Consider the following 15887-nt stretch of genomic DNA (forward strand, 5'->3'; position numbering starts at 1 on the left):
AATGCTCTCCACCGGCATTCGCGCCGGCCTCCCCGAGGACGGTCTCCCCATGCGCTCTCCCTGTTCCGCAGGCCTCCCCCGCCGCTCCCGCACGGTCACTCCCTTACGGGTGCCGTCGTCGGTCTGACCGTCGACCGACACCGGCCTCACCCCACGCAAGAGCCTCGTGACTGCTCTCTCTCCTCCTCCCCCGCAGATCCGGCCAAGAGCCACCACCCCACCACTCCCTCGATGAGAGGACCCTCAGCCATGCCGTCGACCAGATACACACTCGTCACGGGCGTTGCCGCACTCGCCGTCCTTGCCACCGGATGTGCCGGGGCCGGAGGCGGCGGCAGTGACAGCGGCGCCAAGAGCATCAACGTGCTCATGGTCGGAAACCCGCAGATGGAAGACATCGCGAAGCTCACGAAGGACACCTTCACCAAGGACACCGGCATCAAGGTGAACTTCACGATCCTTCCCGAGAACGAACTGCGGGACAAAGTCACCCAGGACATCGCCACCAAGGCGGGCCAGTACGACGTCGCGACCATCGGCGCCTATGAGGTGCCCGTCTGGGAGAAGAGTGGCTGGCTGCACGAGCTGGGCTCGTACGCCGACAAGGACAAGAGCTTCGACGAGGCCGACCTGCTCAAGCCGATGGTGCAGTCGCTGTCCGGGTCGGACGGCAAGCTCTACGCCCTGCCGTTCTACGGCGAGTCGTCCTTCCTCATGTACAACAAGGACGTCATGAAGGCGAAGGGCATCACGGTGCCCGAGCGGCCGACCTGGCAGCAGATCGCCGACATCGCGGCCAAGGTCGACGGCGCCGAGCCCGGCATGAAGGGCATCTGCCTGCGCGGTCTGGCGGGCTGGGGCGAGCTCGGGGCCCCACTGACCTCCGTGGTCAACACCTTCGGCGGCACCTGGTTCACCAAGGACTGGAAGGCGCAGGTCAACAGCCCGGCGTTCAAGAAAGCCACCAACTTCTACGTCGATCTGGTCAAGAAGCACGGCGAGTCGGGAGCGGCACAGGCCGGCTTCACCGAGTGCCTGAACGCGATGAGCCAGAAGAAGGTCGCGATGTGGTATGACGCGACCAGCGCGGCCGGATCACTGGAAGACCCCGCCTCCAGCAAGATCGCCGGCCACGTCGGTTACGCCTACGCGCCGACCGTCGAGACCAAGAGCAGCGGCTGGCTGTGGAGCTGGGCGTGGGCCATGCCCAAGACCACCAAGAAGGCGGACGCCGCCTCGAAGTTCATGCTGTGGGCCTCCAGCAAGAAGTATGAACAGCTGGTCGGCGAGAAGCTCGGCTGGGCACGTGTCCCGGCCGGCAAGCGGGCCAGCACGTACGACATCCCGCAGTACCAGAAGGCGGCCGGTTCGTTCGGTGACCTCACCCTGAAGTCCATCGAGGGAGCCGACCCGGCCAACCCCGGTGTCCAGCCCCGCCCCACGGTCGGCATCCAGTACGTGGCCATCCCCGAGTTCCAAGACCTGGGAACCAAGGTCACCCAGGAGATCTCCGCCGCCATCGCCGGCAAGACCACCGTGGACAAGGCACTCGACGACGGCCAGAAGCTCGCCGAGGAAGTCGCCAAGAACTACCAGAAGTAGCCCCTCAGCGCTCGGCCGGTCCCCTGGTCGGCCGAGTCCTGGCTGCCCTGTCCGGTCTCCCCAGTGCCCCAAGGGTCTGGGAGGTTTTCCCATCCGGCGGAGAAAGGCCCATGACCACACTCACCGCTCCCCCCAAGACCGCACCGCCGCCCGCCGGCCACCGGTCGCCCTCCGGTGTCAGCAAGTGGCGGCGCCGTATTCCGCTGCTGCCGGCGCTGATCTTCACCATCGTCGTCACGCAGCTGCCGTTCGTGGCCACGCTCGTGATCTCCACCTTCCAGTGGAACATCCTCAGGCCGGGCGACCGGCACTTCACCGGCCTGTCCAACTACGCGTTCGTCTTCACCGACGAGCGGCTGCGCGCGGCGGTGCTCAACACCGTCGTCCTCACCGCGTCGGTGGTGCTCATCAGCGTGCTCCTGGGCCTTGGCCTGGCCATGCTGCTAGACCGCCGCTTCATCGGCCGCGGACTGGCGCGTACCCTGCTCATCGCCCCGTTCCTCGTCATGCCGGTCGCCGCGTCGCTGCTGTGGAAGCACGCCATCTACAACCCCGACTACGGCCTGCTCAACGGCACCCTCAACGCCGTCTACCGGCTGTTCGGCGCCTCCAATGGCCCCACCGTCGACTGGATCTCCTCCTACCCCATGCCCGCCGTCGTGGTCTCGCTGGTGTGGCAGTGGACGCCGTTCATGATGCTGATCCTGCTGGCCGGCCTGCAGTCGCAGCCCGGTGACGTGCTGGAGGCGGCCCGCATGGACGGGGCGGGGGCCATGGCGACCTTCCGCTACATCACCCTGCCGCACCTGCGCCAGTACCTGGAGCTGGGCATCCTGCTCGGCACGATCTACGTCGTGCAGACCTTCGACGCCGTCTACACCATCACCCAGGGCGGCCCCGGCTCCCAGACCACCAACCTGCCCTACGAGATCTACCTGACCATGTTCCGCAAGTACGAGTACGGCCAGGCGGCCGCCGCCGGCGTCGTCGTCGTCCTCGGCTCGATCGTGATCGCGACCTTCGCGCTGCGCACCATCGCGTCGCTGTTCCGCGAGGAGGTATCCCGATGACCCACGCAGCAGTCGCCGCCCCGGGGGCCAGGTTCAAGAAGCTCCTGCGTGACAAGGACGACCCCAGCTCACCGCGCCTGTCACCCCTGTGGACCTTCGTCGCCTGGCTCGCCACCCTGGCGTTCTTCGCGCCGGTGGCATGGATGGTTCTCACCTCCTTCCACAAGGAGGCGGACGCGGCCACCAACCCGCCGACTCCCTTCGCTCCCCTCACCTTTGACCAGTACAAGCTGCTGTTCAGCCGGGACATCACCCCCTTCCTCCTGAACTCGGCCATGGCCAGCGTCATTTCGACACTGCTGGTGCTCGTTCTGGCGGTGCCGACGGCCTACGCGCTGTCCATCAAGCCGGTCGAGAAGTGGACCGACGTGATGTTCTTCTTCCTGTCCACGAAGTTCCTCCCGGCCATCGCGGCCCTGCTGCCGGTGTACCTGATCGTCAAGGACGTCGGGATGCTGGACAACGTGTGGACGCTGATCGTCCTCTACACCGCCATGAACCTCCCGATCGCGGTGTGGATGATGCGCTCGTTCCTCGCCGAGGTCCCCAAAGAGATCCTGGAGGCGGCCGAGGTCGACGGGGCCAACCTGTTTACCGTGCTGTGGCGGGTCGTCGCACCGATCGCCATGCCCGGTCTCGCCGCCACCTCGCTGATCTGCTTCATCTTCAGCTGGAACGAGTTCATGTTCGCGGTCAACCTCACCGCGACGCAGGCCTCCACCGCGCCGGTCTTCCTCGTCGGCTTCATCACCAACGAGGGCCTTTTCCTGGCCAGGCTGTGCGCGGCGGCCACGCTGGTGTCGCTGCCGGTCCTCATCGCCGGGTTCGCTGCCCAGGACAAACTGGTCCGCGGCCTTTCCCTGGGAGCCGTGAAGTGAGAGCTGCCGTCATCACCCAGCCCGGAAGCATGGAGATCACCACCGTCGACGATCCCGCCCCTGGCCCGCGGGAGGTCGTCGTAGAGGTGTCGGCCTGCGGACTGTGCGGCACCGACCTGCACATCCTCCAAGGGGAGTTCGCGCCGAAGCTGCCCGTCATCCCCGGCCACGAGTTCGCCGGTGAGATCGTCGCTCTCGGCTCCGCCGTCACCGAACTCGCCGTCGGAACCCGGGTCGCGGTGGACCCGTCGCTGTACTGCTTCGAATGCCACTACTGCCGCATCGGCCAGAACAACCTCTGCGAGCGGTGGGCCGCGATCGGAGTCACCAACCCGGGCGCCGCCGCCGAGTTCGTGGCCGCCCCGGTCGCCAACTGCGCGGTCCTGCCCGAGAACGTACGGACCGAGGACGCAGCCCTGATCGAGCCCCTGTCCTGCGCCGTACGCGGCTACGACGTGCTGCGCAGCCGCCTCGCCTCCCGCGTACTCGTCTACGGCGCCGGAACCATGGGCCTGATGATGCTCCAGCTCGCCAAGGCCACCGGTGCCGCGAGCGTCGACGTCGTCGACGTCAACGCCGAACGACTGGCAACGGCACGGCAGTTGGGCTGCTCCGCGAGCGCCGCGTCGGCCGACGAGCTCCGTCCGCCGAAGTACGGCTGGGATCTGGTCGTCGACGCCACCGGCAACGCCAAGGCCATTCAGGACGCCCTCGGCCGGGTCGGCAAGGGCGGCACCTACCTGCAGTTCGGTGTGGCCGACTACGCCGCCCGCGCCACCATCGAGCCGTACCGGATCTACAACCAGGAGATCACGATCACCGGCTCGATGGCCGTCCTGCACAGCTTCGAGCGCGCCGCTGACCTCTTCGCCACCGGCGTCATCGACCCGGACGTCTTCATCAGCGACCGCCTCCCGCTGGCGGCGTTCCCGGACGCGATCGCCCGCTTCCAGGCAGGCACCGGCCGCAAGATCCAGATCCAGCCCGGACTCGGGGACACGTAGGACCCACGGCACATCCCTGCACGTCTCCCCCACCCGTCGAGCCACGCGTCGACCGCCCACCCCGCCGGCGCCGCCCGACCGCCACGAAACGGAGCACCACCCCCATGCCCCAGCAGATCCGCCGCGTCCTCGTCCGGTCGATCGACGACATCACCGTGGAGCACATCCCCGCGCCGACCGCCGACGAGGGCGAACTCCTCGTCCGCACCGCCGTGGTGGGCGTCTGCGGCTCCGACACCCACGCCGCCCAGGGCCACCACCCGTTCATGCCCCTGCCCTACCACCCCGGACACGAGGCGGTCGGCGTCGTCGCCGCCACAGGCCCGGGCGTCGACGGGTTCGCCCCGGGCGACCGGGTGATCGTCGAGCCGAACCTCTTCTGCGGGCGGTGCCCCCAGTGCCGTACCGGCCGATACAACATCTGCCAGGAACTGACGGTCTTCGGCTGCCAGACCCCCGGCGCCATGACGGATCTGTTCACCATCCCCGCCGACCGCGTCCACCGCGTCCCCGCCGGCATGACCGACCTCGAGGCCGCTCTCGTCGAACCGCTGGCCACCCCGGTGCACGCCGTGGCCAAGGCCGGTGACCTCACCGGACGTGCGGTCGTCGTCCTCGGCGCCGGGCCCATCGGTCTGCTCGTGCTCGCCGCCGCCCGGCACGCGGGGGCCGCCGCGATCGCCGTCACGGACCTGCTGCCGGGCAAGCGGGAGCGCGCACTGCGCCTCGGCGCCGACGCCGCTCTGCCCGCCGACGCCGCCGACCTCACCGAGCAGGCCCGCCAGGCGCTCGGCGCACCGGTCGACGTGGTCTTCGACTGCGTGGCCCGCGAGCAGTCCATGGCCCAGGCCACCGACCTGGTCACCAAGGGCGGCCGGATCATCGTCGTCGGCGTCGGCGCCGCCGGAACCACCCCCGTACGCCTCGACCTGATCCAGGACCGCGAGATCAGCGTCGAGGGCACGCTGATGTACACGGCCGACGACTACCGCACCGCCATCGCCCTGATCGCCTCGGGCGCCGTCGACACCGACGAGATCGTCACCGCCACGTTCCCCCTGGAGGAGGCGGCCAAGGCCTTCGCCGCCTCCCTGGCCCCGGAACACGTCAAGGTGCTGGTCACCGTGGAAGCGCCCTAGTGGCCGCTGAGAGCGGCCGACCGGGCCGGGCGGAAGCCGGGAGGCGTCGGCAGGCGACGCCTCCCGGCTCCTCCCCACCCGTGTGCGAGACTTCGAGGTCGAAACCTCGCGGCGCCGCCACGCACCGCGAGGCTGACGCAGCACGGCCCGCCCCCAGCCGCGCGCCGGACACAGGAAACGAAGGGGAGGGAGAGCCGTAGTGGTCGCCAGGACCCGGTCGTCGCAGGCCGCTGTGGAGGAGCGGCGTCAGGCCGTCCTACGCCATGTCGTGGAACACGGCGAGACCCGCATAGACGAGCTCGCCGACCACTTCGGCGTCAGCCTGATGACGATGCACCGCGACCTCGACGACCTCGCCAAGCGTTCCCTTCTCCGCAAGGAACGCGGCCGGGCCGTCCCCTTCCCCGCGGTGACCATGGAGACAGCGACCCGCTTCCGCGAGAGCACCGCCCTCGCGGCGAAGGCCGCTGTCTGCCGCGCCGCGCTCGGCCGCATCAGGCCCGGCAGCACGGTCCTCATGGACGACTCCACCACCCTGTTCCCCCTGGCCCCCGCCCTCGCGGAACTCGACCGGCTGACCGTCGTCACCAATTCGGTGGGCCTGGCGCAGCGGCTCGGCTCCGCCCCCGGAGTGCAGGTCGCCCTGCTCGGCGGGCGGTATCACGGCGACTTCAACTCCTGCACGGGCCCCGAGGTGACCCGCGCCCTCTCCCGTATCCGCGCCGACGTGGCCCTGATGTCAGCCACCGCCGTCCTCTCGGGCCAGCTCTTCCACCCTCTGAGCGAGTACGTCGAGGTCAAGCTGGCCATGCTCGCCTCCGCCGAGCGGGCCCTGCTCCTCGTGGATCATTCGAAGTTCGGCAAGACCGCCACCCACGCGTACGGCACGGTGGCCGACTACGAGACCGTCATCACCGACACCGGCACCTCCGACGCGGAGATCGCGGCCCTGAAAAGCCTCGGTGTTCCGGTCGAAACAGTCGATCCCGGAGACAACACGCCGTGATACACGCCCTGTTCGAAACCCCCAGCGCCTACCGGCCCACCGCCGCGCAGATGGCCGCTCCCGTCCCGCCGGTCGAGGCCGTCCTCTTCGACTTCAGCAACACGATCTTCCAGATGATCGACCTGGAGACGTGGCTGCACCGAGTCGGCGCGGCATGCGGCCGTGCAGCCGCGCTGGACGAGGAGGGCGCCGTGCCCGAGATCGCACGGCAGTTGCGGGACGCTTTCCGGCTGCCCGCCGTCGCCGCCCTCCAAGAGGGCCGCGACCTCTCCTCACACCAGCACCGCCGTGCCATGCGCGGCTGGTGGGAGCACGTAGACTTCCTGCGGGGCGTCGAGGAAACGGCCTATGGGGAACTCACCGCCCCCGACGCCTGGCTGCCCTACTCCGACACCCAGCCCACACTCCGTGCCCTGCGCGCCCGCGGACTGCGCATCGGCATCGTCAGCGACTTCGCCTGGGACCTGCGGGTCCACTTGGCCCACGCCGGGCTGGAGGACCTGATCGACGTCTGCGTCATCTCCTGCGAGGTAGGCCGCGAAAAGCCCGATCCACAACTGTTCCTCAAGGCGTGCGCAGACCTCGGCGCCGACCCCCGCGCCACCCTCATGGTCGGCGACAACCCGGTTCGCGACGGCGCCGCCACAGCCTGCGGCCTGCGTGCCTACATCCTTCCGGCCGAACAACGCACCGGCGACCGGGGCCTGGCCGAAGTCCTCCGGCTCGTGGCCTGACCTACCGCCCGGCGACGGCTGGAGACGAGGGGGCGGCGAACGCCCCTCCACTATCGCGCCCGGGACCCGTAAGGAAAACGTGTGGCGCGTCGCCGCTCGGTGAGCCGCAGTTGCCGCTCGCGCACGCTGCCTCCGCTTGAGGGCCGTGCGGTCGACCCGCACAGAGGCGTCAGGACGCCACCGGCGGAGTCCGGCGGCTCACCGCGCCGTGCTCGGCGAGCGCGGCGCGGTGTCACCGGCACCGTTGCCCAGAGGTAGGCGACGGAGCGCGCCCATGCGTGCCGTCAGGTACGGGTCGTGAGGATGCTGAGCGTGTTGGCGGCGACGATGGCTGAAATGGCGGCCCACTCGGTCCAGCCCAGGCTCTGGCCCAGGACGATCCAGCCGACCACGGCCGCCAGGACGGGGTTGACGCTCATGAAGAGCCCGAAGGTCTGGGCCGGTACCCGGCGCAGGGTGACGAGGTCTGCCAGATACGGGACAGCTGAGGAGAGGACGCCGGCGGCGAGGGCGTAAGCGGCTGCCCCCGCGGTCGGAGGATGCTCGACGACCAGGACGATTCCGACCGGCAGGAACATCAGGGCGGAGAATCCGGAGGCGGCCGCCGATCCTTGCACTCCGGGGATGCGTCGGCCGACGGTGCGGTTGAGCAGGATGTACGACGCCCAGCAAACGGCGGCCAGCAGCCCGAGGCCCATCCCCAGATAGTCGGTGGAAGGCTGCGGGCGCATCAGCGTGACGACGCCCGCCGCGGCGATCAGCGCACAGCACGCGTCCACGCGGCGGCGTGAGGCGGCGAGGGCGATGCTGAGCGGCCCGAGGAACTCCAAGGTCACCGCGAGGCCGAGGCCGATGCGGTCGATGGCGCTGTACAGGGACAGGTTCATTGTTCCGAACACCAAGGCCAACAGCAGGACAGGCCACCACTGCTCCTTGGTGAAGGTGCGCAGACGGGGCCGGCCAACGGCCACCAGGACGATCGCAGCGACATACTGGCGTACGGCGACGACACCTATAGGGCCGAGAACGGGGAAGGCCAGGGAGCCGATCGCGGCGCCGGTCTGGTTGGACAGGCCGCTGCCGAGCATGGTCACCACGCCGGCCAGGCGCTTTCCGAAGGGTTTCGGGGCGGAGGGCGACGTGACGGTTTGGTGCGCGGGTCCTGCCGAGCGTCCGGGGGCTGCTTGCATGCCCCGATCCTGCGACCACACGGGCCATGTACAAAATGCATCAGCCTCGCTATCTATACGCTTGGGTCATGGATGTGGAGCTACGGCAGTTGCGCTGTCTCGTCGCGATCGTCGACGAGGGCAGCTTCACCGACGCCGCCATCGCGCTAGGAGTCTCCCAGGCCGCCGTGTCCCGCACGCTGGCCTCCCTCGAACGCGCCCTCGGTGTACGGCTGCTGCGGCGGACCTCCCGTGAGGTGAGTCCCACGGGGACAGGGCTGCGCGTGGTGGGGCATGCCCGGCGTGTGCTCGGAGAGGTGGACGATTTGGTTCGGGAGGCCACCTCAGGTCATGCCTACCTTCGGGTCGGTTACGCCTGGTCTGCTGTCGGCCGCCATACGCTGGCTTTTCAGCGCCGCTGGGCCGAGCTGCGCCCCGAGACGGAACTGCAGCTCGTCCGCGTCAACTCCTCCACAGCCGGGCTGGCGGAGGGGGCCTGCGACCTGGCCGTGGTACGCAGGCAACTGGACGACCGCCGCTTCGACTCCGCCATCGTGGGGTTGGAAAGGCGATTGTGCGCCGTGGCGTCCGACGATCCCTTCGCCCGGCGCCGCTCCGTGAGACTCGCCGACTTCGGCGGGCGAACGCTGCTGATCGACCGGAGGACGGGCACCACCATGACGGAGCTGTGGCCGCCGGACTCCCGTCCGGCGACCAAGGAGACGAACGACGTCGACGACTGGCTGACCGCGATCTCCGTCGGACGCTATGTGGGTATGACGGCCGAGTCGACCGCGCACCAGTACCCGCGTCCCGGCATCGTCTACCGGCCGGTGCGCGACGCCGAGCCGATCGCGGTGCGGCTCGCCTGGTGGCGGGACGACCCGCATCCCGCTACCCAGGCCGCGATCGAGCTGCTCACGACGCTCTACCGGGCGGGATGACCAGATGTGCGTCATGTCAGCGCGGCCATCCCGTGGCGAACCGACGGACGCTCTCAACGGTGCCCTTCGGGGCGGCGTTCGCTTGCGTGATCGTGTCACCAGCCGGCACTTGGTGTGCCCCTGCCCTGAGCGCGTCGGTTGTGTGCAGCCAGGCAGCAGCTTGCTAGTCACATCTCCGGCGTTGCAGGGCGGCCCCGCATCTGATGGGCAGAGTGCTCGACCGGGCCTGGCTACGGGGCCTCTTCCTTCCCTGACGCTGCGCCATCCATGCTCGCCGGGCCACCCCTCCTCGCCGGACGGCAAAGCCCCACACCTATTGCATGGTGTCCAAGATCGTGACCAACTGCTCCCGAGTGGTCGTGGGATTGACGATGGCGAACCGGGTGACCGGCGCCCCCTGGTGAGAACTCGGGACCACGAGGGCGACCTGATCCTCGAGCAAGCGGTCCGACCAGGCGGCGTAGTCAGCGGCGGTCCAGCCCTCGCGCCGGAAGACGACCACCGAGAGTTCGGGGTCGCGCACCAGGGCCAGATGAGGCCTCACGGCGATCTCGGCCGCGATCTCCCGGCCAGGGCAAGACAACGCGAGATGGCTTCGCGGTATGCAGTGGCACCGTGCGTGGCCAGCGAGAACCACATAGGCAGTCCGCGGGCACGGCGGGTGAGATGAACGGCGTAGTCCGCGGGTTCCAGCCCGGAGTGCCATCGAGGACCTCGAGGTACTCCGCGTCCTGGGCGTGGGCCGACCGAGCCGCTCGGGGGTCGCGGTACAGCAGGGCGCACGCGTCGAAGGGCGCGAACCCCAGCCATTTGTGCGGGTCGACGGTCAGGGAGTCCGCCTCCTCCACGCCCCGGAACAGCTCCCGGCGTTCCGCGACCAGCATCGCCGCTCTCGCGCTGGTCCTGGCGATCGGCAAACGCCGCGACGACCAAGACCGGCCCCCGCGCGGCCAGTCCCCCACCGTGTCTCCTCCCCGAGATTCGCGGCGGATGATCCAGAAGGCTACCGAGCGCGGTCGTGATCGGCGATACGACGCTCTGCTCGATCAGTGACCTGACCTTGCGGACGCGCGCCAGTGCTGGGCCAGAGTGAGGTGGCCCGTCATATCGCTGGGCGGGCCGCACAGGAAGCCGCCAACCTCGCGGATGGCACGCTCTCTGCGGAGCCATGCTCGTCTCGGAGCCCGCGGCACTGCGGTGTGCCGAGGCTTGCGCCACACCCATGTCCGGTCGCGCGGTGCAAGGATGTAAAGGTGGACGAAGCACGAGGAACCGCTTCGCTGCGACTGGCGCTGCAGCAGACCGTAGCCGCCCTCGGTGCCGTCGGCGGCACGGTGTACCTGTGCTTCGACGGGCCTGAAGGCAGTCGGCGCCTGGGAGCAGCGGTGACCAGCGGAACACCCGGCGACTCCTCCCTTCTCCCGGAGGCGGCACGCATCGTCACTGAGCAGTGTGCATCGTGAAGTTGCAGGTCGCGGGTCTGGTGTGCGCGGGGTTCGCGATACTCGTGCCGGTCGCGGGTGGATGACTTCGGTGAAGATCGTCGGTCATCGGGAGACTTCGCGGTTCGTCAGGACCAGCAGGGCCCTGACCAGGATGGTCGCCCACTTCGGGTCGGTGCGGACCTTGCCGAGGAACCCGCCAGTTCTTGAGATGGGCGAAGCCGTGCTCGACCGGGGCCCGGACGCGGCCAGTGCCTTGTTGGACAGTTTCTGCCCTCGGGTCAGGGGCCGGTTACGGGCGGCCTTGTAGCCGGTGATCACCGTCGGGTCGGTGTCCGGGCCACTGTCGTCGAGGCCGACGAAGCCCAGGTCGGCGATGGCGCCGAGCCCGGCCGCCCGCAGTTTCGCGGTGAGCTGGTCGTGGCGGCAGGCGGTGATCTCCGAAGATCGTCCGGGGCGGGCCGCCGAGACCCACAGCAGGCGGCCCCGGTCGTCGGTGAGCGCGATCACCAGCAGGCCATGGCATTTGTGCTTGCCGGAGTAGTCCTTCCGGTTCGCCGTGCCGGTGCGCCGCCGGGTCCGTATCAGGGTGCCGTCGAGCAGAACCACCCCGCCACCCGTTCGGGCGATCTTCTTGAGTGCGCGGTCCAGGCGCGGGGCGCGGGCGGCGAGCAGGCCGACGGCCTCCCGCACCCACCGGGTGATGGTGGTGCGGTGCACTGCGTTCCCGCCGGTGAGGTCACCGGGCCGCTGGTCACAGCGCAGCACCGCCAGCACGATGCCGGCGATCTTCACCGCGGGCAGGGCCCGCCACCGCGAACCGATCTTCTTCAAGTGGCCGCGTATCACGGTGGCGAGGTAGTTCAGGGTGGCGCTCGACAGCGGCAGGCGGGCGGTGCAGACAAGGCCGTCAGGGCCCTCGACGGGGCTGGTGTTGTTCTTCACGAAACACGTCAACTGCCGTCGGGGGCCCGCCGGTTACGCCCCGACTCTCCGTCCCGGTGTGGCTACCGGCGTGCGGTGAACCGTCCGTCGGGCCGTTTGTGCAGCCAGCCGCGATCGGCGAGCCTGGTCATCTTCGCGCGCAGCGGTTCCAGCTTCCCGCGCGCTGCCGTCTCAAGTCCCAGTTCCTCGCCCACCGTCCTGACCTGCACCGGCCGGTCCGCGGCCCGTACGATCGCCAGGATCTTGCGGTAATCGCCGGGCAGCGCGGCCTCGTCGAGGCCCTCGCCGCGGTGCGGGATCAGCAGGACCGCCCTTCCCGCCACCCGGGCGGGCGCCGGGGAGGAGGCCACGGCGCTTTCCGCTTCGGCCCGGTCCTGCTCGGCCAGCCGGTTCAGGACCCGCTCGGCGACCAGCAGTTCCTCCCGCTCGGCCTGGACTTCCTGCTGCTGCTTGGCCAACTCCTCGGCGAGCGCGTCCAGTTCGCTCCGGCGAGCGGTGATCCGCTCCAGGTCTCCCATACCCTGCACCCTCCCGCGATCTCACCGCGTACCGCTCCGGTCACGGATCGTAGGAGCGGTCCCGAGACGAGCGCAGCGGAACCCGAGAACCGCCTCAGCCGACAGGGCAGACGATCTTCACCATGGACACCCGCCGCCGACCGGCACGAGCACGGCAACTCGCCCGCACACCAGCCCACCTCACCTGCACGTTTCACGATGCACGGATCTCACTGAGGCGGCCACCGCCCGGGCGATCCGCGCCGCAAAGTGGTGTGGCTGCCGACGGCACTCGGTCGGTCCTTCGCCGCACACACAGGTGTGGCAGCTGTTCCGCTGTGCCGCGAGGGACGCATGGTCGGAGTGATGGCCATCCTGACCACCCGGCCAGGGCCGCTCACCGCCGTGGAGAAGAGCCGCCTCGAAGTGGCGGCCCGGTCGGTCGCAGACCGGCTGGGGCCCGGCACGGGAGACCAGCACGCCGCACCACCACCCCTCTGGGAGGCACGGGAAACCGTCCGTGTCGGGGCATGGGACTGGAACATACACACCGGCGACATCGTCTGGGACGACGAGATGCCCCTCGTGCTCGGCATCTCGCCGGACTTCTTCGACGGGCGGATCGAGACTTGGCGCAGGCTGATCCATCCCCAGGACTTGCCGACCGTGGTGACCCAGGCGGAGCAGGCCCTGCGTCAAGGCGGAGAGTACATGGTCAGGCACCGAGTGCGACGTCCCGACGGCAGCGTGGGGTGGGTAGAGGCCAGGGGCCGGATCATCGAGGGAGACGATGGCAGGCCGGCCCGTATGGTGGGCCGCCTGTGGGAGACCACCGAAGCGCGGGCTGCATGGGACTCGGTCGGCCGCGCGCTGCAGCACATGAGCGACGGCTTCCTCGCAGTCGACTCGTCCGGGCGGATCATGTATGTCAACGAACGGGCGCAGGAACTTCTCGGCCCCTCGGGCGACCTCAGTGGCCGAGCGTTGTGGGAGCTGCCGGCGGTCGGAGTGCCCGGTCTCGAGGCGCGGTGTCGCAGGGCTGCGGTAGACAACATCGCCACAGGTCTCGATGTGCGGTCGCCGACCAGCCGGCGCTGGTACCACCTGCGGATCATCCCCGTGCCCGACGGTTGGACGGTCTATCTGAGCGACGTCACGGAGAAGCGGGAGAAGCGGGCCAGGCATGCCGCCGAGGAGCGCGCGGCCGCCGAGCGCACCGCACGCATCGGGGGGCTGACCAGGGCGCTGGCCGAGGCGCTCACCGTGCAGGACGTGGTCAGTGCCGTCGCAGAGCGGGTGCTGCCGCTCTTCGGAGCCACCGGGCTGATCGTGCAGGCCTTCGGCCCCGGCGGGGTCCAGACTGTCGAATCGGTCGGTTACCCCCGCTCGTACGTCGACCGGCTTCGCGACCAGCCTGAGAACAGCCCTCTCAACCAGGCGCTCCGCGACGGTGTGCCGAAATTCATCGACTCACCGCAGGAGCTTCAGGCCCACTTTCCCGGGCTGGGCGCCTTCGCGGCCTTGGGGGGAAAGCGCGCATGGGCCTTTCTTCCGCTTCTGGTCTCCGGGCGCGTCGTGGGCGGTTGCGTCATCTCCTTCAACCGACCGCGCCGCCTCAAGGATGCTGAGCGTGGGCTGCTGATCGCGCTGAGCGGACTGCTGGCTCAGACCCTTGAGCGGGCCCGGCTGTACGACGCCGAGCACCATCGCGCACAGGAATTGCAGCGTGGACTGCTTCCGCGCGCATTGCCGTTGCTGCCCGCGGTCACCGCCGCCGCTTGCTACCATCCCGCCAGCGAGGGCGCGCTCGGCGGCGACTGGTACGACGTCATCCCTCTGTCCGGCGATCGCGTCGCGCTGGTCATCGGCGACGTCATGGCCCACGGTCTGTCGGAGGCAGCCACCATGGGCCGACTGCGCACCGCGGTGCACGCCTTCGCCGGTCTCGAAGTGCCTCCCGACGAGGTGCTGTCGCACCTCAACGACCTGGTCAGCGATCTGGGCGAAGACTTCTACGCCACCTGCCTGTACGCCTTGTATGACCCCGCAACCGGAACCTGTGTCACCTCCTGCGCCGGGCACCCCCCGCCGGCCGTGGTGGACCCCGACGGCACGGTCCGTCTCCTCGACCTGGCAGCCGATCCGCCGCTGGGAGCGGCCATACCCCCGTTCGAGACCACCGAACTGGTGCTGCCCGAGGGCAGCCTCCTGGTGCTCTACACAGACGGGTTCGTAGAGTCCGCTCATCGCGACATCGACGCCGGCATCGCGGAGCTGACTGCCGCCCTCGCCATCCCATCGGACACCACGAGGCCTGCGTCAGAGCCGGCCGGGCAGCGCACGTGGTCGGACGGGCAGGAGCAGACGAACGAGGTCGAGCGTCTGGACCAGCTGTGTGCCTCGCTCACTTCCGCCATGCTCCCCGAACTCGAGCACACAGATGACGACGCGGCCGTGCTCGTCGCCCGTGTCCATGCGCTGCCCGCTGAGACCATGGCCACCTGGACGCTTCCAGAGGATCCGGTCGCGGCCGGCCAGGCCCGCGCGCACATCCGCAGCCAACTGGCTGAATGGCAGCTGGACGACTTGGTGATGACGACGGAGTTGCTCGCCAGCGAGATGGTGGGCAACGTCGTGCGCCATGCCAAGGGCCCGCTGCGACTACGGCTCGTCCGCAGCCGGGCCCTCATCTGCGAGGTCTATGACGGTAGCCTCACCACCCCCCGCATCCGCCGTGCCCGGGACACCGACGAAGGTGGACGCGGACTCCAGTTGATCGCCGCGCTCAGCCAACGCTGGGGCGTCCGCTACATGTTCGACGGCAAGTGCATCTGGACCGAGCAGCCGCTGCCTGACGCTCCGCCCACGCACACGGCAGGCCTTGCCAAGGGCTGACCACCAGATGCGCCGCCCAGGAGGGCGCACGCGAGACACGCGGCCCGGGCCAGGGGGCGGCTGCCCGTGATCTTCGTCCGTGGTCGTCCGTGTGAAGACAGAGCTACTGAAGCTCGGCCAACGGACTCCGGCGGCGGATCGAGCAGAAGTCGGCGCCGTAAGGGGCGGAGAGAAAACAGGGGGCGACAACAACGATGTGGCGCTGAAGTGGGTGATCTGCCCAAGCGGCTCGGCTGGGCCGGGCCTCGCGCCGGGTGGTCGGGCCATCGCCGAGAAGGCAACCGCAGCGCCGCGGTGGCCTCCCTGTCCGCTCCGCGCGAGCGGGCAGTCCACGCGACAAGCCCCGAACTGCGGGGCCGCGCCGGAACTCAACGCCCTGAACACCACCCTCGGCTGCGAGGGCTGGCCGGTCGGGGGGCACTCCAGTCCGGCCCGGTCCCTCAGCGGCTCTTCCACCCCGGTACGGCTGGTGCAGAGCCGCTACGACAACGCCACCCCCACCGCCCTGGGCGAGGTCCGTGGCCCGGCAGTTGGGCACGGGCCGTGACACCTCAGACGCTGG

Annotated in this window: 15 protein-coding genes and 1 pseudogene; 11 read left to right on the forward strand and 5 right to left on the reverse strand. The window is 69.5% G+C overall.

The annotated features are described in order from the left end of the window. The first annotated feature begins 231 nt into the window (after window positions 1-231). The 7 genes from CEB94_RS04455 (at window position 232) to CEB94_RS04485 (ending at window position 7433) form a co-directional block, all read left to right on the forward strand. Entirely contained in the window at window positions 232-1602 is a 1371-nt protein-coding gene (locus CEB94_RS04455; protein ID WP_175430910.1) for an ABC transporter substrate-binding protein, read from the forward strand. Window positions 1603-1712: 110 nt separating this feature from the next. After that, window positions 1713-2672, forward strand: coding sequence for a carbohydrate ABC transporter permease (locus CEB94_RS04460; protein ID WP_175430911.1), 960 nt, complete (start codon window positions 1713-1715; stop codon window positions 2670-2672). Beyond that, window positions 2669-3550, forward strand: a complete 882-nt coding sequence (locus tag CEB94_RS04465) for a carbohydrate ABC transporter permease (RefSeq protein WP_175430912.1) — start codon at window positions 2669-2671, stop codon at window positions 3548-3550. Before CEB94_RS04460 ends, CEB94_RS04465 begins: the two co-directional genes overlap by 4 nt. After that, on the forward strand, window positions 3547-4554 hold the full coding sequence (locus CEB94_RS04470) for a zinc-dependent alcohol dehydrogenase family protein (RefSeq protein WP_175430913.1): 1008 nt from the start codon (window positions 3547-3549) through the stop codon (window positions 4552-4554). Before CEB94_RS04465 ends, CEB94_RS04470 begins: the two co-directional genes overlap by 4 nt. Before the next feature lie 104 nt (window positions 4555-4658). After that, entirely contained in the window at window positions 4659-5693 is a 1035-nt protein-coding gene (locus tag CEB94_RS04475) for a zinc-dependent alcohol dehydrogenase (protein ID WP_175430914.1), read from the forward strand. Window positions 5694-5892: 199 nt separating this feature from the next. After that, window positions 5893-6699, forward strand: a complete 807-nt coding sequence (locus CEB94_RS04480; RefSeq protein WP_175430915.1) for a DeoR/GlpR family DNA-binding transcription regulator — start codon at window positions 5893-5895, stop codon at window positions 6697-6699. Continuing rightward, the gene (locus CEB94_RS04485; protein ID WP_175430916.1) at window positions 6696-7433 is read left to right on the forward strand and encodes an HAD family hydrolase; all 738 of its coding nucleotides are present in this window, start codon (window positions 6696-6698) and stop codon (window positions 7431-7433) included. Before CEB94_RS04480 ends, CEB94_RS04485 begins: the two co-directional genes overlap by 4 nt. A gap of 284 nt (window positions 7434-7717) precedes the next feature. On the opposite strand, the gene CEB94_RS04490 is transcribed toward CEB94_RS04485, so the two are convergent. Continuing rightward, complete coding sequence (locus CEB94_RS04490; protein ID WP_175430917.1) at window positions 7718-8623, reverse strand: EamA family transporter; 906 nt, start codon at window positions 8621-8623, stop codon at window positions 7718-7720. 68 nt (window positions 8624-8691) lie between these two features. Between CEB94_RS04490 and CEB94_RS04495 the strand changes: the two genes are divergently transcribed. Next, the gene (locus tag CEB94_RS04495; protein ID WP_175430918.1) at window positions 8692-9546 is read left to right on the forward strand and encodes a LysR family transcriptional regulator; all 855 of its coding nucleotides are present in this window, start codon (window positions 8692-8694) and stop codon (window positions 9544-9546) included. Window positions 9547-9859: 313 nt separating this feature from the next. Here the strand turns inward: CEB94_RS04495 and CEB94_RS40715 are convergent, their stop codons facing one another. Together CEB94_RS40715 and CEB94_RS04500 are read right to left on the reverse strand one after the other, a co-directional pair. Continuing rightward, the gene (locus CEB94_RS40715; protein ID WP_246112232.1) at window positions 9860-10090 is read right to left on the reverse strand and encodes a hypothetical protein; all 231 of its coding nucleotides are present in this window, start codon (window positions 10088-10090) and stop codon (window positions 9860-9862) included. Further along, window positions 10011-10430, reverse strand: a complete 420-nt coding sequence (locus CEB94_RS04500) for a pyridoxal-dependent decarboxylase (RefSeq protein WP_246111719.1) — start codon at window positions 10428-10430, stop codon at window positions 10011-10013. Before CEB94_RS04500 ends, CEB94_RS40715 begins: the two co-directional genes overlap by 80 nt. Before the next feature lie 369 nt (window positions 10431-10799). On the opposite strand from CEB94_RS04500, the gene CEB94_RS04505 reads away from it, so the two are divergent. Beyond that, window positions 10800-11009, forward strand: a complete 210-nt coding sequence (locus tag CEB94_RS04505) for a hypothetical protein (protein ID WP_175430919.1) — start codon at window positions 10800-10802, stop codon at window positions 11007-11009. Window positions 11010-11093: 84 nt separating this feature from the next. On the opposite strand, the pseudogene CEB94_RS04510 reads toward CEB94_RS04505, so the two are convergent. Then, a pseudogene (locus CEB94_RS04510) lies at window positions 11094-11933 on the reverse strand (transposase family protein). A 62-nt stretch (window positions 11934-11995) separates the two neighbouring features. Next, on the reverse strand, window positions 11996-12451 hold the full coding sequence (locus CEB94_RS04515; protein WP_175430920.1) for a hypothetical protein: 456 nt from the start codon (window positions 12449-12451) through the stop codon (window positions 11996-11998). Between the two features lie 345 nt (window positions 12452-12796). Here CEB94_RS04515 and CEB94_RS04520 point away from each other — a divergent pair, with 345 nt between their 5' ends. Both CEB94_RS04520 and CEB94_RS42175 read left to right on the forward strand, forming a co-directional pair. Next, window positions 12797-15325, forward strand: a complete 2529-nt coding sequence (locus CEB94_RS04520) for a SpoIIE family protein phosphatase (RefSeq protein ID WP_246111721.1) — start codon at window positions 12797-12799, stop codon at window positions 15323-15325. 211 nt (window positions 15326-15536) lie between these two features. After that, on the forward strand, window positions 15537-15872 hold the full coding sequence (locus CEB94_RS42175; RefSeq protein ID WP_425472537.1) for an alpha/beta hydrolase: 336 nt from the start codon (window positions 15537-15539) through the stop codon (window positions 15870-15872). Window positions 15873-15887: the final 15 nt, after the last annotated feature.

The organism is Streptomyces hawaiiensis, from assembly GCF_004803895.1.
Classification (GTDB): domain Bacteria; phylum Actinomycetota; class Actinomycetes; order Streptomycetales; family Streptomycetaceae; genus Streptomyces; species Streptomyces hawaiiensis.